Here is a 24,163-nt window from a genome sequence, read left to right as displayed (position 1 = left end):
GTGACCGTGCCGGCGCTGTGAACCACACCGTTCGTCCCTGATCGGCAATCGGAGCAGACCGTCGACAGGAGGGTGGGGACCGTGGATCGTCGAGACGACAGCCCGCACTCCTCTGGTCCCGGCAGCCGGGCGGGTACGAACGGAGCCTGGTCTCCGCCCGAACCGGAACGATTCTCTCGGCCGTCCGTTCCGCCCTCCCACGTTCCCGCACCGCACCATCCGGGCCTCGCCGATCCGCGACGCGACTCGGCCGCCTTCGGTGCGGAGAGTCCGGTGCGCCGACCCGGGTCGCCCTTCGTCTCGCCGGCCCCGTCCTCCACTCGGCCGGGGTGGCGCCGCACCCTGGATCGCGTCCTGGGCAGTGGGCGACCGGGTGGCCGTGGTGCGGTCGCCTCCGAGGCGGAGCGTCGCCACCAGATCGACCGCATTCGACAGCCGCTGCGCAGCGATTACCGGATCGCCTTCCTGTCCCTCAAGGGCGGGGTGGGCAAGACGACCGTCACCGTCGGGCTGGGGTCGGTGTTCGCTTCCTTGCGACGCGACGACGTCATCGCCGTCGACGCGAACCCCGACTTCGGAACGCTGGGGGAGCGCGTCCCGCGGCAGACGATGTCCACGGTGCGCGATCTCCTCGCTGCCCGGCCGACCATCCGGAGTTACGCCGACATCAGGGAGCACACCTCCCAGTCGTCGAGTCGTCTCGAGGTCGTCGCGGGGGAGCGTGACCCGGCCGCGTCGGAGGCGTTCACCGAACAGGACTACCGCGCGGTCATCGACACCCTCCGAGCGCACTACAACCTGATCCTCACCGACTGCGGCACGGGCATCATGCACTCGGCGATGGAGGGGGTGCTGTCGCTGGCGCACGCACTGGTGCTCGTCAGCTCGCCGGCGGTCGACGGCGCCAAGAGCGCCGCCGCGACCCTCGACTGGCTCGGGCTGCACGGGTACGCGCACCTCGTCGAGCGGACCGTCGTCGTCATCAGCGCCCACCGACCGGGCGCCGCGAGCATCGACATGGACGAACTCACCCGGCACTTCCTCGCGCGCTGCCGCGCCGTCGTGGTGATTCCCTTCGACGATCATCTGGCGGAGGGCTCCGTCGTCGATCTCGATCGACTGCGCCCCCGCACGCGCGCCGCCTTCATGGACCTGGCGGCGATGATGGCGGACGATTTCCCCGACGCGGAGGGCCGGCACGCGTCCGCGCCGCAGTCGACGCCGCAGCGTCACCGCGCGTACTGAAGGCGCGTCACTCGGGGTCGGCCAGGGGTTTCAGCACCACCGCACCGCGGTCGACGAGAGCTGTGGGATCGAGGTAGTCACGGCCGCGACGTGCTCCCCAGTGCAGGCACCAGGCGGCGCCGCACCCCTGGTGACCTGCCTCGAGTACACCGATCGGCTGACCTCGTCGCAGCCGGGTGCCGACCGTGACGGTGGGCGTGACCGGCTCGTACGTCGTCCGGAGGCCGCCGGCATGGTCGATCGAGACGACGGGGCGGCCGGCGACCGCACCTGCGAACACGACGACGCCGTCCCCGGCCGCGACGACGGTGTGTGTCGGATCGGAGCCCGCGTCGAGGTCGACGCCGCGATGGCCCGGCAGCCACCGCTCGGGTGGCGGGTCGTACGGGGTCACCACGGCGGGACGGGGCTGCAGCGGCCAGTCGAACGGGCGTCCGTCCGTGCCCGCGGCGGCTACGGATCCGGACGCCAGCAGGGCTGCCGTCAGCGCCGCGGACACGAGCGCCGAACGCGGCGACCAACGGCGGGCGGAGCGGAGACAGGTCATCCCCGCACTCTTGCGAACGCGACGACAGTGGTCCCGCGTCGAGCCACCGTACCCGGGGACGGACCGTCCTCCGTGCACAGGCGGTCGACCCGGTTATGACCTGCGGCGTCGCGGACGTACACTGACTTCTGCGGCCTGTCCACACGGGTCGACTTCGCGCGCTCGTCGCGCTTCGGTACGGAACGGCACCTGTCGATCCTCCACCGGAGCACGGGTTCGTCGGCTGGTCCTGCACTGCAGGTCCGACGGACGACGAGCGCCAGGGCACGACACACCAGCGGTACGGCGGACCCACGGGTTCGGCGATCGACGGTGCTCGCGCATCAACCGGCACACGAAAGAGAGATCCACAGCTATGGCTGTCGTTACCATGAAGCAGCTGCTCGACAGCGGCACGCACTTCGGGCACCAGACCCGTCGTTGGAATCCGAAGATGAAGCGATTCATCTTCACCGATCGCAACGGCATCTACATCATCGACCTGCAGCAGACGCTGACGTACATCGATCAGGCGTACGAATTCGTCAAGGAGACCGTCGCCCACGGTGGCACCGTTCTCTTCGTCGGGACCAAGAAGCAGGCACAGGAGTCCATTGCGGCCGAGGCGACTCGGGTCGGAATGCCCTACGTGAACCAGCGCTGGCTCGGCGGCATGCTCACCAACTTCACCACTGTCCACAAGCGTCTGATCCGGCTCAAGGAACTCGAGTCGATGGAGCAGACCGGTGGCTTCGAGGGCCGCACGAAGAAGGAAATCCTCATGCTCACGCGTGAGATGACCAAGCTCGATCGCACCCTCGGTGGTATCCGGGACATGTCCAAGGTCCCGTCGGCGATCTGGATCGTCGACACCAACAAGGAGCACCTCGCGGTCGCCGAGGCTCGCAAGCTGAACATCCCGGTCATCGCGATCCTGGACACCAACTGCGACCCCGACGTCGTCGACTACCCGATCCCGGGCAACGACGACGCGATCCGTTCCGCAGCACTCCTCACCAAGGTCGTGGCGTCCGCCGTGGCCGAGGGCGTGCAGGCGCGTGCCGGCCGCAACGCCGGTACGGACGAGAAGCCCGAGGTCGGTGCCGGCGAGCCCCTGGCCGAGTGGGAGCTCGAGCAGCTCTCGCAGGCCTCCCCGGCCGCCGAGGCGACGCAGCAGGCCGCTGCCGAGACCCCGGCAACCACCGACGCACCTGTCACGGAGGCTCCGGCCGCCGAGGGCGCGAACGGTGCGGCGGCTCCCGCCGAGACCGAGGCACCCGTCGCGGACGTTCCCACCGCGCAGAACTGATCACGGTCGAGACCCGGTGTGCCCGTTAGTGGCGCACCGGGTCTCGTTCTGATTCACCCCCTCTCTCGTCACACACGAGACGCATCACCCGTGCGTCTCCACGAGCAATGCAAGGAGGCTCGCCCACGATGGCGAACTACACTGCCGCCGACGTCAAGCGGCTCCGTGAGCTGACCGGCTCCGGCATGTTGGACTGCAAGAACGCGCTCGCCGACAACGACGGCGACTTCGACAAGGCCGTCGAGCAGCTCCGTATCAAGGGCGCGAAGGACGTCGGCAAGCGCGCCGAGCGTTCCACCGCCGAGGGTCTCGTCGTCGCGAAGAACGGTGTCCTCCTCGAGATCAACTCGGAGACCGACTTCGTCGCCAAGAACGAGGAGTTCCAGAACTTCGCGCAGTCCATCGCGGACGTGGCGGCCGAGGGCAAGCCGGCCGACGTCGACGCCCTGAAGGCGCTGCAGCTCGACGGCAAGACCGTCGACGCCGCACTGCAGGAGCTCTCGGCCAAGATCGGCGAGAAGCTCGAGATCCGTCGCGTCGTCTCCTTCGACGGTCCGGTCGCGACCTACCTGCACAAGCGCAGCTCTGACCTCCCGCCCGCCGTCGGTGTCCTCGTCGAGTACACCGGTGAGGGCGAGGCCGCAGCCGAGGCCGCTCGCGGCGCAGCGATGCAGGTCGCCGCGCTCAAGGCCAAGTACGTCACTCGCGACGAGGTCCCCGCCGACATCGTCGAGGGCGAGCGACGCATCGCGGAGCAGACCGCCCGCGAGGAGGGCAAGCCCGAGCAGGCACTGCCCAAGATCATCGAGGGTCGCGTCAACGGCTACTACAAGGACGTCGTGCTGACCGAGCAGTCCTCGGTCCAGGACAGCAAGAAGACCGTCAAGGCTCTTCTCGCCGACGCCGGAGTCACCATCACGCGCTTCGTGCGTTTCGAGGTCGGCTCCAACTGAGCCTCGTGACACCCGAGTGACGTCATGACCGTGCCGTCCACCCCGATGGGTGGACGGCACAGTCATGTGCGCCCCGTGCCGACGCATGGGGCAAGATCAGGCGCAACAGTGTCGTGCGGACACCGACCCGCACACGCCCCACGGACAGGAGCCTTCATGACCGAGTCGTCGCCCGCCCGCACCGGATTCTCCCGAGTGCTGCTCAAACTGGGCGGTGAGATGTTCGGTGGTGGCCAGGTCGGGCTCGATCCCGACGTGGTGCAGAAGGTGGCGGAGGAGATCGCGGACGTCGTCCGTTCGGGTGTCCAGGTCGCCGTCGTCATCGGCGGCGGGAACTTCTTCCGCGGAGCCGAGCTCCAGGTGCGCGGTATGGACCGGTCCCGCTCCGACTACATGGGCATGCTGGGCACCGTCATGAACTGCCTCGCCCTGCAGGACTTCCTCGAGAAGCAGGGCATCACCACGCGCGTGCAGACGGCCATCACCATGGGGCAGGTCGCCGAGCCGTACATCCCGCTGCGCGCCGAACGCCACCTCGAGAAGGGGCGCGTGGTCATCTTCGGAGCCGGCATGGGCATGCCCTACTTCTCCACCGACACCACGGCGGCGCAGCGTGCGCTCGAGATCGGCGCGGAAGTGGTGTTGATGGCCAAGGGCGTCGACGGGGTCTACTCCGCGGACCCGCGAGAGGATCCGACCGCCACGATGTACACCGAGATCTCGCACCGCGAGGTCATCGAGAAGGGGCTGAAGGTGGCCGATGCCACAGCCTTCAGCCTCTGCATGGACAATGGGATGCCGATCATGGTCTTCAATCTGCTCACCGAGGGAAACATCGCGCGAGCGGTGTCGGGTGAGAAGATCGGAACCCTGGTCAAGTGAGTCACCACGTGCAGTCGCTGCACACTCGAGGTTTTCGGAAGGAACGGTCGTGATCGACGAAGCGCTCTTCGACGCCGAAGAGAGAATGGAAAAGGCCGTCACGGTCGCGCAGAACGATCTGTCGTCCATTCGGACGGGTCGCGCGAACCCGGGGATGTTCTCGAAGATCGTGGTCGAGTACTACGGCTCGCTGACCCCCATCACCCAGCTCGCGGGCATCAACGTGCCCGAGGCGCGCATGGTGATCGTCAAGCCGTACGAGCAGGCCCAGTTAGGCCCCATCGAGACTGCGATCCGCAACTCGGACCTGGGGTTCAACCCGTCCAACGACGGACACATCATCCGGATCTCGATCCCGCAGCTCACCGAGGAGCGGCGCCGCGAGTACGTCAAGCAGGCCAAGAGCAAGGGTGAGGACGCGAAGGTGTCCATCCGCAACGTCCGCCGCAAGGTGATGGACGAGCTCAAGCGCATCCAGAAGGACGGCGAGGCAGGCGAGGACGAGGTCACGCGTGCGGAGGCCGAGCTCGACAAGACCACCGCGAAGTACGTGGCGCAGGTGGACGAGATCGTGAAGAACAAGGAAGCGGAACTGATGGAGGTGTGACCTCCGCACGTCCCGGTGGCCCAGATGAAGTGAAACGAGAAGCAGTGTCCGTATCGGCCGACAACGGTTCGACCGCCGATCCCGCCCCGAAGACCTCGCGGGCGGGCCGCGACCTCCCCGCGGCGATCGCGGTCGGCGGCGCACTGGGCGTGTCGCTCATCGTCGTCCTGGTCCTGGTTCCGCTCGTGTTCATCGGCATCGCCGCGGCCGCGGTCGCCGTCGCCTCGTGGGAGGTGACGAAGCGGCTGCGGGAGTCCGACATCTCCGTGCCCCGGATCCCGGTGATCCTCGGAGGTCAGGCGATGATCTGGCTCGCCTGGCCGTTCGGCGCACTGGGCGCGCTCAGTGCGTTCGCCGCGACGGTACTTGTCACGATGGTCTGGCGCCTGTTGTCCGGTGGTCTGGACGTGGCACCGAAGAACTACCTGCGCGACTGCGCGATCTCGATCTTCGTCCTGTCGTGGCTGCCGCTGTTCGGTGCGTTCGCGGCGTTGCTGACCCTCGAGGACGACGGCGGCTCGCGCGTCCTCGTGCTCATGATCGCGGTGGTGTGTTCGGACGTCGGCGGCTACGCGGCCGGAGTCCTGTTCGGACGGCATGCGATGGCGCCGGCCATCAGCCCGAAGAAGTCCTGGGAGGGGCTCGGCGGATCGCTGCTCTTCAGTGTCGTCGGGTGCGTCCTCACCGTCACGTTCCTGCTGGACGCGAACCCGTTCGTGGGGGCCCTGCTGGGCGTGCTCATCGTTTTCTCCGCGACGCTCGGCGACCTGGTCGAGTCGCAGGTCAAGCGGGAGCTCGGGATCAAGGACATGGGGACGATGCTTCCCGGTCACGGCGGACTGATGGACCGCCTCGACTCCGTTCTGCCCAGCATCCTCGTGACGTGGATCGTTCTGACGATCTTCGTCTGATCCTGTGCCCGGTCGCGACGGCGTGATCGCCAGTCCGAACATCTGGAACTGGCCCGACGTGTACGAGGCCGAGAATCGCGCCCAGGACGTCACCGGCGAGATCGAGGCGGTGCTGCGGGATCTCACGCCGTGGGCGGGACGCGACGTCGTCGACGTCGGATGCGGAACCGGATTCCATCTGCCTCTGTTCGCCCGCGAGGCACGGTCCGTGGTCGGTGTCGAACCACACCCACCACTGATCGAGCGTGCTCGGCACCGGGTCGCGGGCTCCGCTGCGCGGGTGCTCCGGGGGACTGCGGATCGGCTGCCGCTGGAGGACTGCTCGGCGGACGTCCTGCACGCCAGGACGGCCTACTTCTTCGGGCCGGGATGCGGGCCGGGCATCACCGAGGCCATGCGCGTCCTGCGCCCCGGGGGTGTGGTGGTGGTGGTGGATCTCGACGCCACGGTCGATCCGTACGGAGGATGGATGCGCCGCGACCTGCCGCACTACGACCCCCTCACCGTCGAACGATTCTTCGCCGCGCAGGGTTTCGACCTGCGCCGGGTCCGGACGCGGTGGTCGTTCGCGGACCGCGAGGAGGCCGCTGCGGTGCTGGGAATCGAGTTCTCGCCGCGGGTGGCCGCTCGCGCGCTGCGGCAGCTCACCGGCACGTCCGTCGAGGTCGGATACCGGGTGCACACTCGTCGCAGACCGCACGGACTCGAGACGGCCTGAGCCGCCGCGTCGGCGATCAGGAATCGAGAAGCAGCCCCGATGCGCACCGGCTACCGTGTCCGCTGACCCGTTCGCTGCACCACGAAGGACATCAGCCATGGCCACGAAGTCGAGTACCGCACGGCACGTCGCCGACACCCACGATGTAATCCGAGTGCAGGGGGCGAGAGTCAACACTCTGCAGAACGTGAGCGTCGACCTCCCGAAGCGCCGTCTGACGGTCTTCACCGGCGTGTCCGGATCGGGCAAGAGTTCGTTGGTGTTCGGCACGATCGCCGCCGAGTCCCAGCGCATGATCAACGAGACGTACAGCGCGTTCGTGCAGGGGTTCATGCCCAGTCTCGGGCGGCCCGACGTGGATCTGCTCGACGGTCTGACGACGGCCATCATCGTGGACCAGCAGCGGCTCGGCGCCGATCCGAGGTCCACCGTCGGTACCGCCACCGACGCCAACGCGATGCTGCGCATCCTCTTCAGCCGTCTCGGACAGCCGTACGTCGGCTCCCCGCAGGCGTTCTCGTTCAACGTGGCGTCCATCTCCGGTGCGGGAGCGGTGACGGTGGAGAAGGGCGGACGTCAGACGAAGGAGAAGCGCACCTTCAGCATCACCGGCGGGATGTGTCCGCGGTGCGAAGGGCGCGGCTCCGTCTCCGACATCGACCTCACGGCGCTCTTCGACGACAGCAAGTCGCTCAACGAGGGTGCGATCACGATCCCCGGCTACAGCATGGAGGGGTGGTACGGGAGGATCTTCCGCGGCTCCGGCTACTTCGATCCGGACAAGCCCATCGCGAAGTTCACCAAGCGCCAGCGCGAGGACCTGCTGTACCGGGAGCCGACCAAGATCCAGGTGGACGGCATCAATCTCACGTACTCCGGACTGATTCCCCAGATCCAGAAGTCGTTCCTGTCCAAGGACGTCGACGCGATGCAGCCGCACATCCGGGCGTTCGTCGAACGCGCGGTGACCTTCGCCGTGTGCCCGGAGTGCGACGGCACGCGGCTCAACGAGGGTGCGCGGTCCTCGAAGATCGACGGCGTGTCGATCGCCGACGCGTGCGCCATGCAGATCAGCGATCTCGCGACGTGGATCCGCGGAGTGTCGGCACCGTCCGTGGCCCCGCTGCTCACCTCGCTGGGAGACACCCTTGACTCGTTCCGGGAGATCGGACTGGGCTATCTGAGTCTCGACCGGCCGGCGGGCACGCTCTCCGGTGGTGAAGCGCAGCGCACCAAGATGATCCGACACCTCGGATCGTCGCTCACCGACGTCACCTACGTCTTCGACGAACCCACCACCGGACTCCATCCCCACGACATCGCCAACATGAACGATCTGTTGATCCGGTTGCGCGACAAGGGAAACACGGTGCTCGTCGTCGAGCACAAGCCCGAGACGATCGTCATCGCCGACCACGTCGTCGATCTCGGACCCGGCGCCGGAACGGCCGGTGGCACGGTGTGCTTCGAGGGCACCGTCGAGGGGCTGCGGACGAGTGACACCATCACGGGCCGGCACTTCGACGACTGCGCCGCGGTGAAGGACGCGGTGCGCACGTCGACCGGAGCGGTGGAGATCCGCGGCGCCGATTCGCACAACCTGAAGTCGGTGGACGTCGACGTGCCCCTCGGTGTCCTGGTGGTCGTGACCGGGGTCGCCGGGTCGGGCAAGAGTTCGTTGATTCACGGCTCGCTCTCGGGCCGCGAGGACGTCGTGGCCGTCGATCAGGGCGCGATCCGCGGCTCGCGGCGCAGCAACCCCGCGACCTACACGGGCCTCCTCGAGCCGATCCGGAAGGCCTTCGCCAAGGTCAACGGAGTGAAGCCGGCTCTCTTCAGCGCGAATTCGGAGGGAGCGTGCCCGACGTGCAACGGCAACGGGGTGATCTACAGCGACCTCGCGATGATGGCCGGAGTCGCCACCGTGTGCGAGCTGTGCGAGGGCCGACGGTTCCAGAACTCGGTCCTCGAGTACCACCTCGGCGGCCGCGACATCAGCGAGGTGCTCGCGATGTCGGTGGCGCAGGCACAGGAGTTCTTCGCCGGCGGTGACGCTGCGCTACCGGCGGCGCATCGAATCCTGACCCGGCTGAACGACGTGGGCCTGGGCTATCTGAAGATCGGTCAGCCGCTGACCACACTGTCCGGCGGCGAGCGTCAGCGGCTGAAGCTGGCGACGCACATGGGGGACAAGGGCGGCATCCTGGTCCTCGACGAGCCCACGACGGGACTGCATCTCGCCGACGTCGAGCAGTTGCTCGCCCTGCTCGACAGGCTGGTGGACGCCGGGAAGTCGGTGATCGTCATCGAACATCACCAGGCCGTGATGGCCCATGCGGACTGGATCATCGACCTCGGACCGGGCGCCGGGCACGACGGTGGCACCGTGGTCTACGAAGGAACACCCGCGGACCTGGTCGCGGCACGGTCCACCCTCACGGGTGAACACCTCGCCGCGTACGTCGAGCGGTGACCGTCAGCCGATCGAGAAGACCGCGGCCTGAGCGGTGATCTTCTTCGCCTTGGCCAGGCGGGGGAGGTCGCTGCCGTCGCGCACGCCGGAGCCGTCCTCACCGAGCTGGGCGATGACGTCCCGAGCCCACGCCACATCGGCAGCGCTGGGTGCGAGTTCGCGGTTGACGATGGGGCCCTGATCGGAGTGCATGCACAGCTTGCCGGTCATGCCCATGGAGACGGTGAGCTGGCTGTCGCGGCTCAGCATGCTGTCGTTGACGGCGAGGGTGGGGCCGTCGATGGGGCCGGGAAGCCGGGCGGCGCGGCTCGACACGACGAGCCGGGCGCGCGGGTAGGCCATCGCCATCGGGTCGTCGCTCATGCCGGTGTCGCGCCGGAAGTCGCCGCTGCCGAACGCCAGGCGGAAGGTGGCCTCGGCGCGCGCGATCTCGGGGGCAGCCTCGAGACCCATGGCCGACTCCACCAGCGCCACGATCCGACAACCGTGACCCAATCGGTCGGCGGTGGCCTCGACCTGGCTTCCGCTCTCGGTCTTGGCGAGCATGACGCCCTCGAGGGTGTCGATGCCGCGCAGCGCGTCGAGATCGTCGGCCCAGTACGGCGTGGTGGCGTCGTTGATGCGCACCCAGGCGCGGCCGCCGGCACGGAGCCAGGACACGACGGCATCGCGTGCGGCGGGCTTCGCGCCCGGTGCCACGGCGTCCTCGATGTCCAGGATCACGGCGTCGACGGCGGACTCCGCGGCCGGGGTGAAGAGTTCCGGCTTGCTCGCAGGAACGAGAAGCCACGAGCGCGCCTTGTCGGCGGCCACTCCAGATAGCACGGGGTTCTCCAGGAAGGTCGTCACGTGTGCAGTCCTCGCTCGGTGTGTCGCTCGTGGGTCGCGTCGAGCTGCGACTCGTACCGTTCGACCACCACTGTGCACGGCAGACCACCACACGTGAAGGTTGTGTCAATAGTGTTCACGTGCGCGACGGAACACCGACGGGCGCGACGTGAGATCGCTCACGACGGCGGCCGAGGAACTACTTGCGCTTGGCGGCCCGGCGGACCTGCAGGATGCGCACTCCACCCGCGGTGGCCATGACGAGCGCACCGGCGACGGCGGCGAGGAGCATGCCGATGCCGATGGGCAGGTCGAAGGTCCAGCCGAACAGGTGAATCGGGACGCTGTCGAGGTTCTGGATGATGAACACCATCAGGACGACCAGGATGATCGCGCCCACCACGAGACCGGTGTAGAGCGCCGCCGCACGGGTGTGCTTGACGCCGTCGGGCGTCTTTCCCTGCGCCAGGCGGGTGTCCGTGGGCCCGGTCTGCTCGACGGGGAGACCCGCGGCGGTGGAGGAGGTGTCCAGGGGAGCGTCCGTGCCGGTCAGGGCGTTCGGATCGGATGCGTCGTGCGATGAGCGGGCCATGTACAGATCATGCTGTACGGAGGTGGCGAATGCACGTCTGCCCCGACCGTGCCCGACAGTGTCGCCGAACAGTGAGAGAATGGTGCTCACTATGGCACCCATCGCTCTCCCTCTCGTGTTCGACGCTCCCCGTCGCGGCATGCCCGCGAAGCACCTCGCCGACCTCGACGCGGACCAGCGTCGAGCGGCCGTCGCCGAGCTGGGCCTGCCCGCGTTCCGCGCCGACCAGCTGGCGCGGCAGTACTACTCCCGGCTGGAGGCGGACCCGGCGAAGATGACCGATCTTCCGGCGTCGGTCCGCGAGAAGGTCGGGGACGCGCTGTTCCCGACGTTGCTCACGCCCGTCAAGCACATCGCCTGCGACGGCGGGGACACGCGCAAGACGCTGTGGAAGGCCGCCGACGGCACACTGCTCGAGTCGGTTCTCATGCGGTACCCGGATCGCGCGACGCTGTGCATCTCGAGCCAGGCCGGGTGTGGCATGGCCTGCCCGTTCTGCGCCACCGGCCAGGCGGGCCTGCAACGCAACCTCTCCACGGCCGAGATCGTCGACCAGGTGCGGAGCGCTGCGGCGGATCTCCGCGACGGTGCGGTCGAGGGCGGCGAGGGGCGACTGTCCAACGTCGTCTTCATGGGGATGGGGGAGCCGCTCGCGAACTACAAGCGCGTCGTCGCGGCGGTCAAACGGATCGTCTCGCCCGCGCCGGAGGGCCTCGGCCTGTCACAGCGCTCGGTGACGGTGTCCACCGTCGGGCTCGCGCCCGCGATCCGCAAGCTGGCCGACGAGGGTCTGACGGTGACGCTGGCCGTGTCGCTGCACTGCCCGGACGACGAACTGCGCGACACGCTCGTCCCCGTCAACAACCGCTGGCCCATCGCCGAGGTCCTCGACGCGGCGCGCTACTACGCCGACACCACGGGGCGACGGGTCTCGATCGAGTACGCGCTGATCCGCGACATCAACGATCAGCCGTGGCGAGCGGACATGCTGGCCAAGAAGCTCAAGCGCGCCCTGGGGGCGCTGGTCCACGTGAACCTGATCCCGCTCAATCCGACACCCGGCAGCGAGTGGGACGCCAGTCCGAAGCCGGTGGAGCAGGAATTCGTGCGACGCGTCCGTGCGCACGGAGTCTCGTGCACCGTGCGTGACACGCGGGGTCAGGAGATCGCGGCGGCCTGCGGGCAGCTGGCCGCCGAGAACTGAGCCGTCAGGAGCGGCGCGGCTTGCGGCGGAGCAGGATGTCGCGGACCAGCAGGCCCGCGATGGCCACGGCGAAGCCGACGAGCCAGATGTCCTCGACCCGGCCCGTGTGGTTACCGATGATCATGACCAGCAGGATCGCGACGGTGACCCAGCCCGCGATGCGCGAGGTACGGGGGCCTTCGCCGCTCCACCCCCACTCCGCGGACGGCACCTCGGCGGTGCTGACCTTGGTCGTGGGAACGCGCTCGACGTCCGAAGCCTGGTTGCGGCTGATGTCGGTCACGGCCGATCCTCCTGAAAGTCTGTGATGCAGGTGGTCCCTGGTGGGCTGAATCCTAGCGCGCTGTACGACCGGCCGTCGTAGGGGCAGTCGCCACGACGTGTCAGGCGGTGAGGGCCGCGATGTAGCGACCGGTCGCGATGCGCTGGGTCGCCCTGTTGAGGGGCCCGCCCAGTGCGACGACCCTGTTGCCGGGCCGCGAGAAGGCGCGGATGTGGGCGGTCACGGCGTCGGTGACCGGATCGTGTCGGACGGTGAAGCGCTCCTCACCCGACTCGGGGTGACCCGGCAGCGTGCCGTACGCGAAGCCCCGGTGGTGCGGTTCGTCGATCACCTCGACGACCCGGCACGGAATGCGGACCGGACCGAGCAGCAGGACCACCACGGTGTCGACGGTCGCCGACGCCGCGCTCGACCGCACCCGCAGCCCGGCGCCGCGATGCATGTCCCACTCGACGATGCGGCGTCCGGCCCGCTCGAAGAGTTCGAGGCCGGTCCCGATGGCCTTCTCCACGTCGACGTGGTGGTAACCCGCCGGCATCGACTCGTGCGCGGTCCCTCCGATCTCGGCGTACGTGAGGGGCGTCGAGAAGTACGAGTCCGGATCGGCGGACGGGAGCAGGGGCACGCCGTCCATCCTCACACGGTGAGCCGCAGTTGCCCGCTCACCGTGCTCTCAGTGAGGTCGTCCACACTGTCCAGGTGACGGAACAGAAGGCACGTGGGACCGACGGACCCGTGCGGGTGCTGGTGCTCGGCAGTACGGGGTCCATCGGCACCCAGGCGCTCGAGGTGATGGCGGCTCGACCGGACCGTTTCACCGTGGTCGGGCTGGCCGCCGGCGGCGGCAACGTCGATCTGCTGCGTCGACAGATCGCCGAGACCGGTGTCCGCGACGTGGCGGTGGCCGACGTCGACGCCGCGCGGACCGTGGACACGCCGGGGCTGCGCTCGGGGGCCGACGCGGCGACGTCGTTGGTTCGCGAGGTGCAGGCCGACGTGGTCCTCAACGCGCTCGTCGGGTCTCTCGGTCTGCCGCCGACGCTCGCTGCGCTGGAATCGGGAGCTCGACTGGCGTTGGCGAACAAGGAGTCTCTCGTGGCGGGCGGCTCGCTGGTCACGTCCGCGGCGGCTCCGGGCCAGATCGTTCCCGTCGACTCCGAGCACTCGGCTCTCGCCCAGTGCCTGCGCGGCGGTCGCGCCGACGAGGTGGCCCGACTGGTGGTCACGGCGTCCGGTGGGCCGTTCCGCGGCTGGGATCGCGAGGGCCTCGAGTCCGTGACGCCGGAGCAGGCCGGCAAGCACCCCACCTGGTCGATGGGTCCGATGAACACGTTGAACTCGGCCACCCTGGTGAACAAGGGCCTCGAGGTGATCGAGGCGCATCTGCTGTTCGGCATCCCGTACGACCGCATCGACGTCACCGTGCATCCGCAGTCCATCGTCCACTCGATGGTCACGTTCACCGACGGATCGACGCTCGCTCAGGCCAGCCCGCCGGACATGAAGCTGCCGATCGCGCTGGCACTCGGATGGCCTGATCGCATCGCCGGCGCCGCGACGGCCCTGGACTTCACCCGAGCCCACACGTGGGACTTCGAACCACTCGACGACGAGGTGTTCCCCGCGGTCGAGCTCGCGCGCACCGCCGGCGCGCTGGGCGGCTGCATGACGGCGGTCTACAACGCGGCGAACGAGATCGCCGCCGAGGCGTTCCTCGACGGGCGCCTGTCGTTCCCGCAGATCGTGGACGTCGTGTCCGACGTGGTCGACGCCGGACGCGGCGACTGGTCCGCTGAACCGTCTACGGTGGACGACGTTCTCGCAGCGGACACGTGGGCTCGGGGCACCGCCCGCACACTCGCCGCCACACGATCGAAAGGCTGAACGAGAAGATGGTGTTCGTTCTCGGTGTGATCGCCTTCGCGATCTGCATCGGCATCTCGATCGCGCTCCACGAGTGCGGGCACATGTGGGTGGCCAAGGCCACCGGCATGAAGGTGCGCCGCTACTACATCGGGTTCGGGCCCAAGATCTTCTCCTGGCGTCGCGGCGAGACCGAGTACGGACTCAAGGCGATCCCGGCCGGTGGCTTCTGCGACATCGCGGGCATGACGGCGGTCGACGAGCTCGCTCCCGACGAGGTCGAGCGCGCGATGTACAAGCAGAAGACCTGGAAGCGCCTCGCCGTGATGTTCGGCGGGATCGCGATGAACTTCGTGCTGGCGTTCGTGCTGGTGTACACCCTCGCCCTCGGCTGGGGTCTGCCCAATCGCGACACGACGGCCACCGTGGCGGGGACCCAGTGCGTGGCCCCGCAGAACGTCGAGGGCGACATGGCGCCCTGCTCGGGTCCCGGTCCCGCGGGTGCCGCGGGCATCCGGGACGGTGACGTCATCACCGCCGTGAACGGCGAGTCGACGCCCACGTTCGGCGACGTCGTCGCGGCGATCCAGGACGAGCGTGGATCGGTGTCCGTCACGGTCGAGCGGGCCGGTGAGACCCTCACCGTGCCCGTCGACGTGCAGGAGACGGACCGTCTCTTCGCCGTCGAGAACGGCGCACCCGACGCCACGGAGCTGCGCACGGTCGGCGCCATCGGCGTCGCCCGCACCCCACTCACCCTCGACTACGACGCGGTGTCCGCCATCGGCGGATCGGCCTCCTACACGGTGTTCATCGCGGGGCAGACGGTGCAGGCCATCGTCGATCTCCCCAGCAAGGTGGGGGCACTGTGGACGTCGATCACCGGTGGTGAGCGGGATCCGAACACTCCCATCAGCGTGGTCGGTGCCAGCGTCATCGGCGGTCAGGCGGCGGAACGCGGCCTGTGGGAGGTCTTCGTCACTCTGTTGGCGACCCTCAACTTCTTCCTCGGTGCCTTCAACCTGCTCCCGTTGCTCCCGCTCGACGGCGGTCACATCGCGGTGACCGTCTACGAGGGCATCCGGAACAAGATCCGCTCGCTGCGGGGGCTGGGCAAGGGTGCGCCCGTGAACTACCTCAAGCTGATGCCGGTGACGTATGTCGTCATTCTCATCGGCGGCGCGTTCATGCTCCTGACCCTCACCGCCGACATCGTGAACCCCATTCAGATCTTCCGCTAGAAGCGCAGGTCCGGCGTGACGGCGCGAACACACGGCGGTCCTCCCGGCGCGACTACAGTGGGAAGAGTCAGTCGGCACCAGATGCCGTCAGAAGCTCGAAAGGATCGAAGTGACCGTTGGACTGGGCATGCCGGCCGGACCCGTACCGGTGCTCACACCGCGACGGAAGACTCGTCAGCTTCAGGTGGGCAGCGTCGGTGTCGGCAGCGACTCGCCGATCTCGGTGCAGTCGATGTGCACCACCAAGACTCACGACATCAACTCCACCCTGCAGCAGATCGCCGAACTCACCGCCGCGGGATGCGACATCGTCCGCGTCGCGTGCCCGCGTCAGGAGGATGCGGACGCCCTGGCGACCATTGCGCGCAAGTCGCAGATCCCTGTCATCGCGGACATCCACTTCCAGCCGCGGTACATCTTCGCGGCCATCGATGCCGGGTGCGCCGCGGTGCGCGTGAACCCCGGCAACATCAAGGAGTTCGACGGCCGCGTCAAGGAGGTCGCGAAGGCGGCCGGTGACGCGGGCATCCCCATCCGTATCGGAGTCAACGCAGGATCCCTCGATCCGCGCCTGATGCAGAAGTACGGCAAGGCCACGCCCGAGGCGCTGGTGGAGTCGGCGCTGTGGGAGGCCGGCCTCTTCGAAGAGCACGGTTTCGGCGACATCAAGATCTCGGTCAAGCACAACGACCCGGTCATCATGGTCGAGGCCTACCGTCAGCTAGCCGCCAAGTGCGACTACCCGCTGCACCTCGGCGTGACCGAGGCCGGGCCGGCGTTCCAGGGCACCATCAAGTCCGCCGTCGCCTTCGGGTCGCTGCTGGCCGACGGCATCGGCGACACGATCCGCGTCTCGCTGTCCGCGCCGCCCAACGAGGAGATCAAGGTGGGGACGCAGATCCTGCAGTCCCTCAACCTCCGTCCCCGCAAGCTCGAGATCGTCTCCTGCCCGTCCTGCGGACGCGCACAGGTCGACGTCTACACCCTCGCCGACCAGGTGACGGCCGGACTCGAGGGCATGGAGATCCCGCTCCGCGTCGCCGTCATGGGTTGCGTCGTCAACGGTCCCGGTGAGGCGCGCGACGCCGATCTCGGTGTGGCGTCCGGAAACGGCAAGGGACAGATCTTCGTCAAGGGCGAGGTCATCAAGACCGTGCCCGAGGCGATGATCGTGGAGACCCTGATCGAGGAGGCTATGCGTATCGCCGAGTCGTACGAGTCCGACCAGGAAGCCGCCGGCGGATCGCCCGTCGTGTCGGTCAGCTGATTCTCCTCGTCTGCGGCGACATTTCCTGGCAGTGTCACCATGACAACGGGTGTGCTCGGTGTGGATCGGTGGTCACGGAGGTGGCGGGATGCTCAAGCTGCTCGGCGCTAAGGCGCTGACGAGCCGCGACACGAACGAGGTCGTCCGTGTGCTGCGCAGTGATCCCGTCGCATCGTGCATGGTGCTGGCACGTGTCGAGGAATCGGGCGTGGAGCCCCGCGACAACCACGGTGAACTGTGGTCACGCGGAGGTCCGGCATCGTCCCTGTGTTTCTCGGGAGCCAATCTCGTGCCGTTGTTCGGTACCTACGACGATCTCCGGAGTTTCGCCGAGCGGGCGTTGCGCTCTCCCCGCGTCTGCTCGTCGCTGGTGGGGCGAGCCGAACTGACGCTGCCGTTGTGGGACATGCTCGCCGCGGACTGGGGGACCCCGCGTGAGGTGCGTGCCGAGCAGCCACTGCTGGCGTTGACGAGCGCGCCCACCGCCGTGGACCCCTACGTCCGACGCGTCACCGTCGACGAGCTGGACGTGTACCTCACCGCTGCCGTGGCGATGTTCATCGAGGAGGTGGGCGTCGATCCGCGCGCGGGCGACGGCGGACGCGGCTATCGGCGGCGCATCGCCTCGTTGATCGCGGCGGGTCGCGCCTGGGCGAGGTTCGAGGAGGGCCGCGTCGTCTTCAAGGCCGAGGTCGGATCGCTGTCCACCTCGGTCGGTCAGATCCAGGGCGTGTGGGTGCACCCGCTCTACCGCGGGCGCGGGCTCGGCACCGCGGGAACCGCATCCGTGGCGGCCGCGGTGGTCGACAGCGGCCGCACGGCCAGCCTGTACGTCAACAGCTTCAACGTGCCCGCCCGCCGTGCCTACGAGCGTGTCGGGTTCGAGCGCGTCGCCACCTTCTCCACAGTTCTGCTCGACTGACACGCTGTCAGGGTGAGGGCCGCGGGCGTCCCGTCGCCCTACGATGAGGATCGATGACCTCTCGTGAACACGGCCGTGCCACCCGCGTCCTGATCGTGCTCGTCGCGGCGATCACCGCGGTGGCGGCCTCGGCGTGCACCCCGAAACCGCAGGGCCCCGAGTCCGCGGCCGATTCGTTCGTCTCCGCGCTGGCCGAGCGTGACAGTGCCGCCGCGGCGCAGGCCACGGATCGGCCGGACCTCGCGACTGCCGCCGTCGATCAGGCGTGGGACGGCCTGCAGGCCGAGTCGCTCGACGCGGCGACCGGCGCGGTGAGCGTGAACGGCGACACCGCGACCGTCGACTACACCTACACGTGGCACCTTCCGAAGGACCGCACCTGGACCTACGAAGGGGCCCTGCAGATGGGCCGACGCGACGGGGCCTGGGTGGTCCGGTGGAACTCGACCGATCTGCACCCCAAGCTCGGGGACACCCAGTCGATGGTGCTGCGGTCCACGTCGGCGCCGCGCGCGCGGGTCAACGAGCACGCGGGGTCGGACGTCCTGGTGCCCGGGGTGGTCCAGGGGGTGTCCTTCGACGCCGCCGAGTCGACCGATGTGGTGGGCACGGCGCGCACCCTCGAACGCATCCTGAAGCCCTTCGACGCGTCGATCACGGCGCAGTCCATCGTGGAGTCGGCAACCGCGACGCAGGGCTCGTACCGCCTGATGACCCTCCGGGACGAGGACTACGACGCCGTCGCCCCCGGTCTGCTCGCATTGTCCGGGGTGTCGGTGACAGAGCAGTCCGACCTGGTCTCCACCGATCGCACGTTCGCCCCCGACCTGGTGAGCCAGGTGAAGAAGACCGTGATGGATCGCGTCGACGGTGCCGCGGGCTGGAGCGTCGTAGCGGTCAATACCAACGGCGCCGACATCGGTGTGTTGACCGAGACGGCGCCGCAGCCGGTTCCGTCGATCAGTATCAGCCTCGACCGTCCGGTGCAGGTGGCCGCACAGAACGCCGTCAACGTGTCACGGGACCAGGCGATGATGGTGGTGATCCAGCCGTCGACAGGCGACATCCTCGCGGTGGCGCAGAACCCGGCGGCGGATCGGGACGGTCCCGTGGCCTCGACCGGCCTCTACCCGCCGGGCTCCACCTTCAAGATCATCACGGCGGGTGCGGCGATCGAGGAGGGACTCGCGACGCCCGAGACCACCGTGCCGTGCCCGGGCCGCATCGTCATCGGCGAGCGCAGCGTGCCCAACTACAACGAGTTCTCCCTCGGGGACGTCTCGATGAACACGGCCTTCACGCGCTCGTGCAACACCTCGTTCGCGAAGCTCGCCAGTGAGATGTCCGCGAGTGCTCTCACCGACGCGGCGGCCATGTTCGGCGTCGGGCCCGACTACGGCGTCGTGGGTCTGCCCACCGAGTCGGGATCCGTCCCGCCCGCAGAGGAATTGGTGCAGCGCACCGAGGACGGGTTCGGACAGGGAAAGGTGCTGGTGTCGACGTTCGGCATGGCTCTCGCCGCCGCGACCGTCGCACACGGATCGACGCCCGTTCCCCGGCTGATCCAGGGGGAGGAGACCACGATCGACGGTGACCACCCGCAGATCGAGCCGGCCATGGTCGACGGACTCCGCGGGATGATGCGCTCGGTGGTCACGAGCGGCACCGCGGACCGGATCGCCGACCAGGGCGAGGTGTACGGCAAGACGGGTGAGGCCGAGGTCGAGGGCGGATCCCATGCCTGGTTCGTCGGATACCGCGGTGATCTCGCGTTCGCGACCCTGGTCGTGCGCGGTGGCAGCTCGGACAATGCCGTCGCCGTGACGCGGGACATGATCACCGCGTTGCCCGCCGGATACTGACCGCGACCGGCGGCGACTACGCTGGTGCCATGTCCGTCCGCACCGTTCTCGAACCCGGCACCGTCTCACCCGTTCTCGATGTTCCCAAGTCCGTCGAGCGTCCCGAGTACGCGTGGAAGAAGACTGCGCGCGAAGGCCACGAGCCGTGGGTGCAGACCCCGGAGACCATCGAGAAGATGCGTCTGGCGAGCCGCATCGCCGCGCAGGCACTGCAGGAGGCCGGAAAGGCCGTCGAGCCGGGCGTCACGACGGACCGACTCGACCGTATCGCCCACGAGTACATGGTCGACCACGGCGCGTACCCGTCGACGTTGGGCTACAAGGGATTTCCGAAGTCCTGCTGCACCTCGCTCAACGAGGTCATCTGCCACGGCATCCCTGATTCGACGGTCGTGCAGGACGGCGACATCGTCAACATCGACGTCACGGCGTACATCGACGGGGTGCACGGTGACACGAACGCCACCTTCCTCGCCGGGGACGTCTCCGAGGAAGCGCGCCTGCTCGTGGAGCGCACCCACGAGGCCACCATGCGGGCGATCAAGTCGGTCAAGCCGGGTCGCGCTCTGAACGTCGTGGGACGGGTCATCGAGGCCTACGCCGATCGTTTCGGGTACGGCGTCGTCCGGGACTTCACCGGCCACGGCATTGGCACCACCTTCCACAACGGCCTGGTGGTGCTGCACTACGACGAGCCCACCGTCGAGACGGTGCTGGAGCCCGGGATGGTCTTCACCATCGAGCCGATGATCACCCTCGGCGGCATCGACTGGGACCAGTGGAACGACGGCTGGACCGTCGTCACGCGGGACCGATCCTGGACCGCCCAGTTCGAGCACACTCTCGTCGTCACGGAGACGGGCGCCGAGATCCTCACTCTCCCTTGACCCTTCGCGGCGCCATTCTGGTCGCGGGAACCACCTCGGACGCGGGCAAGAGTGTCGTCGTGGCGGGGTTGTGCCGCCTCCTCGCTCGACGCGGTGTGAGGGTGGCGCCCTTCAAGGCGCAGAACATGTCCAACAACTCCGTCGTCACGTTGGACGGAGGGGAGATCGGCCGTGCGCAGGCACTGCAGGCCCGGGCATGCGGTCTCGAGCCCAGCGTGCGGTTCAATCCGATACTGCTGAAGCCAGGCGGGGACAGGACGTCGCAACTGGTGGTCCGCGGCCGGGCCACCGGCACCGTGGGCGCCGCCGACTACATGACGCACCGACAGTATCTGCGCTCGGTCGTGGCGGAGGAACTCGACGCTCTGCGGGCCGACTTCGACGTGGTGATCTGCGAGGGCGCCGGATCACCCGCCGAGATCAACCTGCGGGCCACCGATCTGGCGAACATGGGACTGGCGCGCGCTGCGAGCCTTCCCGTGATCGTCGTGGGCGACATCGATCGCGGGGGAGTGCTGGCCCACTTCTTCGGCACTCTGGCCGTGCTCGACGCGGCGGATCAGGCACTGATCGCGGGGTTCGTCGTGAACAAGTTCCGCGGCGATCCCGCGCTGCTGCAACCGGGACTCGACACCCTCGAGGCTCTCACGGGCCGACCGACGTTGGGCATCGTTCCGTTCAGCGACGAGTTGTGGCTCGACGCCGAGGACTCCCTCGGGACCGTGGCCGACGCACCGCTGGGCCGGCCCGCTCCTCCGATCGGATCGCAGTGGCTCCGCGTCGCCGCCGTGCGGTTACCGCGTATCTCGAACTCCACCGACGTCGAGGCCCTGGCGTGCGAACCGGGGGTGACGGTGCACTGGGCGACCGAGGCCTCCCGACTGGCAGATGCCGATCTGGTGGTGCTCCCCGGCTCCAAGGCCACGGTCCAGGACCTGGACTGGCTTCGTCGCACCGGTATCGCGGACGAGCTGGCGCGGCGCGTGGCTCGCGGTGCTCCGGTCCTCGGGATCTGCGGCGGTTACCAGATGCTGGGAAGAACGATCACCGACGCCGTGGAGTCGGGTGCCGGGCAGGTGCAGGGGCTCGGCCTCCTGGACCTCGACATCGAATTCGCGGCGGACAAGGTGCTCTCTCGGGTCAGCGGGTATGCCGGCGCGGTCCCCGTGACCGGCTACGAGATCCACCACGGCCGGGTGACCCGAAGCGGCGACGAGCCCTGGTTCACGGGCACCGGTGACGAACCCGAGGGCAGCGTTCGTGGACGGGTGCGCGGCACCCACTGGCACGGCCTCCTGGAGAACGACGACTTCCGTCGGGCCTTCCTCACGGAGGTGGCGGAGCAGGCCGGCCGCACCGGTTTCGTGGTGGCCCCGGACACCGATGTCGACGCGATGCGCACGGCCCAGGTGAATCTGTTGGCCGACCTCATGGAGAGCTCCCTCGACGTCGACGCGCTTCTCACGCTCGTCGCCGAGGGAACGTCACCGTCGCTGCCCGTGCTGCGCGTCACGCAGTCGTCCTCCGCAGGATGACGTGTGTTCCCAGACCGGCCGCGGATGCGACGAGAAGCGGCAGCAGCACCATGGTCGACAGTCGTGGTGCGTCGGCGATGGTCTCGGTGATCGTGCCCCACCACCCCTGCCAGGTGACGACGAAGATCACGGCGCCGATGACGACGGACTCGACCAGTACGGCAGTCCAGATACCGGAGACCCGCCAGCGCAGGTAGACGGCGCCGGCCAGCATGCCGACGAGGTTGCACATCAGGAACGCCGCAAGGAGGAAGAGTAGCTCGGTGACGGCATTGCCGGCGAGCGGCGTTGCGAGCGCGAACATTTGCATTCCCACCCCGAAGCCGTTCGTCGCCGTCTCCACGACAGACAGCACGAACATGCCGATTCCGAACACGAGAGCATGCGCCGCTGCGACGCACAGAGTCCCGCGGAAGAACTCGCGGCGCGTGACCCCCAGCCCCAGAACGAACGGGAACACCTGCGTCACCATCTGCGCGAACAGCACCAGGCCGAAGAAGAAGACGAACAGCGACCCGCCCGTCTTGATCTCGGTACTGCCTTCGGGAGCGAGGGACAACACCGCCCACGTGACGCCGACGATGACGGCCAGGATGCCGAGTGGCCATGCGAAGGCGAGCGTGCGGTAGTTGATGTGGACGCGCATCACGGAGACGATGCGGTCACGAGCGGGGGCTGTCCGAGTGTCGAGTGCGGTGGTCATGACGGGACGTCCTCTCGGGTGTCGGACACGGCGGGCAGCGTGGCTCGTCCGCGCGAGGTGCAGTGGACGACGAACTGTTGCAACGACACGGGTTCGACGGCGAGCCCGTCTGCGGCGACCCGGTCGAGGTCTGCCTCGGTGAGCGGGCCCACGACGGTGGTGCGGGCCATCGATCCGAATGACTCACGATGCAGCACTGCGCGATCCGCGACGAGTCGCTCGACGGCGTCGGTGGACCCACCGATGGTGACCGCGCGTCCGCGAAGATTCTCCGCATCGTCGTCGACCACGACGGTGCCGTCACTGATGACGACAACGCGGTCGACGAGCTCGCTGACCTCGTCGATGAGGTGGGTGGACAGCACGACAGTGCGCGGGTGTTCCGCGAAGTCCGCGAGCAGGTGGTCGTAGAACATCTGCCGGGCCACGGCGTCGAGACCGAGGTACGGCTCGTCGAACAAGGTCAACGGTGCTCGGGACGCCAGTCCGACGACGACGCCGAGTGCCGACGTCATACCGCGAGAGAGCTTCTTCACCTTGCGCTTCCGAGGAAGTTCGAAATCGTCGGTCAGCCGGCGGGCGAAGTCCTCGTCCCAGTCACGCATCACTGTCGCAGCGGACGAGAGAACCTGGCCGACCGTGAAGTCCTCGGGGTACTTCTGGCTTTCCTTGACGAAGCAGACGTCGCGCAGGACGGTCGCGTTCTCGAATGGGCGGGCGCCGAACACTTCCACGTCGCCGGCGTCCTGCCACGCCTGACCGGTGAGGATCTGCATCATCGTCGTCTTGCCGGCACCGTTGCGCCCCAGCAGTCCGTGGATGCGATGCTCCTGCAACTCGAAGGTCACGTCCCGGAGTGCGGCCACGTCGCCGAAGGTCTTGACGACACCACGGACCGTCGCCACTGCCGCGGTCATCGCCGGACCTCCGTGGTCATGGGGTCGACAGTCGACGCGTGCGAGAGCGCGTCGATCATGTCCTGAAGTTCGGCGGTGCCGAGGCCGAGTTTGCGTGCCTCGGCCACGAGCGGCCGGACGTACTGCTCGGCGAAGCCCTCGCGCCGACGGAAGCGGAGCGCATCTCGTGCGCCCGAGGTGACGAACATTCCGATTCCTCGCTTCTTGTGGAGAATTCCGGCCGTGACCAGATGGTTCAGGCCCTTGCCTGCGGTGGCGGGGTTGATGCGGTGGAAGGCTGCCAGCTCGTTGGTCGAGGGAACCTGGCTCTCCTCGGCGAGCGAACCGTCGATGATCGAGTTCTCGATCATCTCGGCGATCTGCAGGAAGATCGGCCGGCCGTCGTCCATCACCGGGACCACCGCGCCCGGAGGCGCCGCAGCCTCATTGGTTCAT

Annotated in this window: 24 protein-coding genes; 16 read left to right on the top strand and 8 right to left on the bottom strand. The window is 68.3% G+C overall.

Features of this window, described 5'->3' with window-relative positions:
- Nucleotides 1-72 precede the first annotated feature (72 nt).
- A complete protein-coding gene (locus QRN16_RS06555) occupies nt 73-1,245 on the top strand; it encodes a MinD/ParA family ATP-binding protein (protein WP_502943981.1) in 1,173 nt (390 codons plus the stop codon).
- A 7-nt stretch (nt 1,246-1,252) separates the two neighbouring features.
- On the opposite strand, the gene QRN16_RS06550 is transcribed toward QRN16_RS06555, so the two are convergent.
- Nucleotides 1,253-1,792: a M23 family metallopeptidase gene (locus tag QRN16_RS06550; protein WP_285185134.1), complete on the bottom strand. Its 540-nt coding sequence runs from the start codon at nt 1,790-1,792 to the stop codon at nt 1,253-1,255.
- A 355-nt stretch (nt 1,793-2,147) separates the two neighbouring features.
- Between QRN16_RS06550 and rpsB the strand changes: the two genes are divergently transcribed.
- The 7 genes from rpsB (at nt 2,148) to QRN16_RS06515 (ending at nt 9,624) form a co-directional block, all read left to right on the top strand.
- Nucleotides 2,148-3,080 (top strand): 30S ribosomal protein S2, encoded by a 933-nt coding sequence (rpsB, locus tag QRN16_RS06545; protein ID WP_056445046.1) that lies wholly within the window; start codon nt 2,148-2,150, stop codon nt 3,078-3,080.
- A 128-nt stretch (nt 3,081-3,208) separates the two neighbouring features.
- A complete protein-coding gene (tsf, locus tag QRN16_RS06540) occupies nt 3,209-4,033 on the top strand; it encodes a translation elongation factor Ts (protein ID WP_027505036.1) in 825 nt (274 codons plus the stop codon).
- A 156-nt stretch (nt 4,034-4,189) separates the two neighbouring features.
- Nucleotides 4,190-4,915 carry a UMP kinase gene (gene pyrH, locus QRN16_RS06535; RefSeq protein WP_027505037.1) on the top strand — a complete coding sequence of 242 codons (726 nt, stop codon included), beginning with the start codon at nt 4,190-4,192 and terminating at the stop codon, nt 4,913-4,915.
- 49 nt (nt 4,916-4,964) lie between these two features.
- A complete protein-coding gene (frr, locus tag QRN16_RS06530; protein WP_027505038.1) occupies nt 4,965-5,522 on the top strand; it encodes a ribosome recycling factor in 558 nt (185 codons plus the stop codon).
- Between the two features lie 44 nt (nt 5,523-5,566).
- Nucleotides 5,567-6,433: a phosphatidate cytidylyltransferase gene (locus QRN16_RS06525; protein WP_037185291.1), complete on the top strand. Its 867-nt coding sequence runs from the start codon at nt 5,567-5,569 to the stop codon at nt 6,431-6,433.
- Nucleotides 6,434-6,455: 22 nt separating this feature from the next.
- Nucleotides 6,456-7,151 carry a class I SAM-dependent methyltransferase gene (locus tag QRN16_RS06520; RefSeq protein WP_285186053.1) on the top strand — a complete coding sequence of 232 codons (696 nt, stop codon included), beginning with the start codon at nt 6,456-6,458 and terminating at the stop codon, nt 7,149-7,151.
- A 97-nt stretch (nt 7,152-7,248) separates the two neighbouring features.
- Nucleotides 7,249-9,624, top strand: coding sequence for an ATP-binding cassette domain-containing protein (locus QRN16_RS06515; RefSeq protein ID WP_285185124.1), 2,376 nt, complete (start codon nt 7,249-7,251; stop codon nt 9,622-9,624).
- Nucleotides 9,625-9,627: 3 nt separating this feature from the next.
- On the opposite strand, the gene QRN16_RS06510 is transcribed toward QRN16_RS06515, so the two are convergent.
- Nucleotides 9,628-10,473 carry an HpcH/HpaI aldolase/citrate lyase family protein gene (locus QRN16_RS06510; RefSeq protein ID WP_197027755.1) on the bottom strand — a complete coding sequence of 282 codons (846 nt, stop codon included), beginning with the start codon at nt 10,471-10,473 and terminating at the stop codon, nt 9,628-9,630.
- Between the two features lie 178 nt (nt 10,474-10,651).
- Complete coding sequence (locus QRN16_RS06505; protein WP_027505043.1) at nt 10,652-11,044, bottom strand: LapA family protein; 393 nt, start codon at nt 11,042-11,044, stop codon at nt 10,652-10,654.
- Between the two features lie 91 nt (nt 11,045-11,135).
- Here QRN16_RS06505 and rlmN point away from each other — a divergent pair, with 91 nt between their 5' ends.
- On the top strand, nt 11,136-12,248 hold the full coding sequence (gene rlmN / locus QRN16_RS06500; protein ID WP_027505044.1) for a dual-specificity RNA methyltransferase RlmN: 1,113 nt from the start codon (nt 11,136-11,138) through the stop codon (nt 12,246-12,248).
- 4 nt (nt 12,249-12,252) lie between these two features.
- Here the strand turns inward: rlmN and QRN16_RS06495 are convergent, their stop codons facing one another.
- Both QRN16_RS06495 and QRN16_RS06490 read right to left on the bottom strand, forming a co-directional pair.
- Nucleotides 12,253-12,531, bottom strand: coding sequence for a DUF2631 domain-containing protein (locus tag QRN16_RS06495; protein WP_037185298.1), 279 nt, complete (start codon nt 12,529-12,531; stop codon nt 12,253-12,255).
- 100 nt (nt 12,532-12,631) lie between these two features.
- Entirely contained in the window at nt 12,632-13,165 is a 534-nt protein-coding gene (locus tag QRN16_RS06490) for a DUF1990 domain-containing protein (protein ID WP_285185121.1), read from the bottom strand.
- A 107-nt stretch (nt 13,166-13,272) separates the two neighbouring features.
- Here QRN16_RS06490 and dxr point away from each other — a divergent pair, with 107 nt between their 5' ends.
- The 7 genes from dxr (at nt 13,273) to QRN16_RS06455 (ending at nt 22,108) form a co-directional block, all read left to right on the top strand.
- Nucleotides 13,273-14,415, top strand: coding sequence for a 1-deoxy-D-xylulose-5-phosphate reductoisomerase (gene dxr, locus QRN16_RS06485; RefSeq protein ID WP_056445324.1), 1,143 nt, complete (start codon nt 13,273-13,275; stop codon nt 14,413-14,415).
- Nucleotides 14,416-14,423: 8 nt separating this feature from the next.
- Nucleotides 14,424-15,635 carry a M50 family metallopeptidase gene (locus QRN16_RS06480; RefSeq protein WP_222630776.1) on the top strand — a complete coding sequence of 404 codons (1,212 nt, stop codon included), beginning with the start codon at nt 14,424-14,426 and terminating at the stop codon, nt 15,633-15,635.
- Between the two features lie 103 nt (nt 15,636-15,738).
- Nucleotides 15,739-16,902, top strand: a complete 1,164-nt coding sequence (gene ispG, locus QRN16_RS06475) for a flavodoxin-dependent (E)-4-hydroxy-3-methylbut-2-enyl-diphosphate synthase (RefSeq protein ID WP_155956970.1) — start codon at nt 15,739-15,741, stop codon at nt 16,900-16,902.
- 88 nt (nt 16,903-16,990) lie between these two features.
- Nucleotides 16,991-17,824 carry a GNAT family N-acetyltransferase gene (locus QRN16_RS06470; protein ID WP_027505050.1) on the top strand — a complete coding sequence of 278 codons (834 nt, stop codon included), beginning with the start codon at nt 16,991-16,993 and terminating at the stop codon, nt 17,822-17,824.
- A 53-nt stretch (nt 17,825-17,877) separates the two neighbouring features.
- The gene (locus QRN16_RS06465) at nt 17,878-19,686 is read left to right on the top strand and encodes a penicillin-binding transpeptidase domain-containing protein (protein WP_285185115.1); all 1,809 of its coding nucleotides are present in this window, start codon (nt 17,878-17,880) and stop codon (nt 19,684-19,686) included.
- 29 nt (nt 19,687-19,715) lie between these two features.
- A complete protein-coding gene (gene map, locus QRN16_RS06460; protein ID WP_027505052.1) occupies nt 19,716-20,573 on the top strand; it encodes a type I methionyl aminopeptidase in 858 nt (285 codons plus the stop codon).
- Nucleotides 20,570-22,108 (top strand): cobyric acid synthase, encoded by a 1,539-nt coding sequence (locus tag QRN16_RS06455; RefSeq protein WP_285185112.1) that lies wholly within the window; start codon nt 20,570-20,572, stop codon nt 22,106-22,108. The genes map and QRN16_RS06455 overlap by 4 nt, the downstream gene beginning before the upstream one ends.
- On the opposite strand, the gene QRN16_RS06450 is transcribed toward QRN16_RS06455, so the two are convergent.
- The 3 genes from QRN16_RS06450 to QRN16_RS06440 are packed head-to-tail and all read right to left on the bottom strand — an operon-like array spanning nt 22,083 to nt 24,120.
- A complete protein-coding gene (locus QRN16_RS06450; protein ID WP_285185111.1) occupies nt 22,083-22,811 on the bottom strand; it encodes an ABC transporter permease in 729 nt (242 codons plus the stop codon). The genes QRN16_RS06455 and QRN16_RS06450 overlap by 26 nt on opposite strands.
- A complete protein-coding gene (locus QRN16_RS06445) occupies nt 22,808-23,728 on the bottom strand; it encodes an ABC transporter ATP-binding protein (protein WP_027505055.1) in 921 nt (306 codons plus the stop codon). The genes QRN16_RS06450 and QRN16_RS06445 overlap by 4 nt, the downstream gene beginning before the upstream one ends.
- Complete coding sequence (locus QRN16_RS06440; RefSeq protein ID WP_197027756.1) at nt 23,725-24,120, bottom strand: GntR family transcriptional regulator; 396 nt, start codon at nt 24,118-24,120, stop codon at nt 23,725-23,727. The genes QRN16_RS06445 and QRN16_RS06440 overlap by 4 nt, the downstream gene beginning before the upstream one ends.
- Nucleotides 24,121-24,163: the final 43 nt, after the last annotated feature.

This window comes from Rhodococcus sp. MEB041 (assembly GCF_030208955.1).
Lineage (GTDB): Bacteria > Actinomycetota > Actinomycetes > Mycobacteriales > Mycobacteriaceae > Rhodococcoides.
The sequence above is the reverse complement of the archived record's forward strand: the minus strand, read 5'-3'. Positions and strand labels throughout refer to the sequence as shown.

Coding starts and splice junctions, on each gene's coding strand:
- QRN16_RS06480 (WP_222630776.1), top strand. CDS start 14,424: ATGGTGTTCGTTCTCGGTGTGATCGCCTTCGCGATCTGCATCGGCATC.
- rlmN (WP_027505044.1), top strand. CDS start 11,136: ATGGCACCCATCGCTCTCCCTCTCGTGTTCGACGCTCCCCGTCGCGGC.
- QRN16_RS06505 (WP_027505043.1), bottom strand. CDS start 11,044: ATGGCCCGCTCATCGCACGACGCATCCGATCCGAACGCCCTGACCGGC.
- QRN16_RS06465 (WP_285185115.1), top strand. CDS start 17,878: ATGACCTCTCGTGAACACGGCCGTGCCACCCGCGTCCTGATCGTGCTC.
- QRN16_RS06450 (WP_285185111.1), bottom strand. CDS start 22,811: ATGACCACCGCACTCGACACTCGGACAGCCCCCGCTCGTGACCGCATC.
- QRN16_RS06490 (WP_285185121.1), bottom strand. CDS start 13,165: ATGGACGGCGTGCCCCTGCTCCCGTCCGCCGATCCGGACTCGTACTTC.
- map (WP_027505052.1), top strand. CDS start 19,716: ATGTCCGTCCGCACCGTTCTCGAACCCGGCACCGTCTCACCCGTTCTC.
- tsf (WP_027505036.1), top strand. CDS start 3,209: ATGGCGAACTACACTGCCGCCGACGTCAAGCGGCTCCGTGAGCTGACC.
- QRN16_RS06445 (WP_027505055.1), bottom strand. CDS start 23,728: ATGACCGCGGCAGTGGCGACGGTCCGTGGTGTCGTCAAGACCTTCGGC.
- rpsB (WP_056445046.1), top strand. CDS start 2,148: ATGGCTGTCGTTACCATGAAGCAGCTGCTCGACAGCGGCACGCACTTC.
- QRN16_RS06550 (WP_285185134.1), bottom strand. CDS start 1,792: ATGACCTGTCTCCGCTCCGCCCGCCGTTGGTCGCCGCGTTCGGCGCTC.
- QRN16_RS06470 (WP_027505050.1), top strand. CDS start 16,991: ATGCTCAAGCTGCTCGGCGCTAAGGCGCTGACGAGCCGCGACACGAAC.
- QRN16_RS06515 (WP_285185124.1), top strand. CDS start 7,249: ATGGCCACGAAGTCGAGTACCGCACGGCACGTCGCCGACACCCACGAT.
- pyrH (WP_027505037.1), top strand. CDS start 4,190: ATGACCGAGTCGTCGCCCGCCCGCACCGGATTCTCCCGAGTGCTGCTC.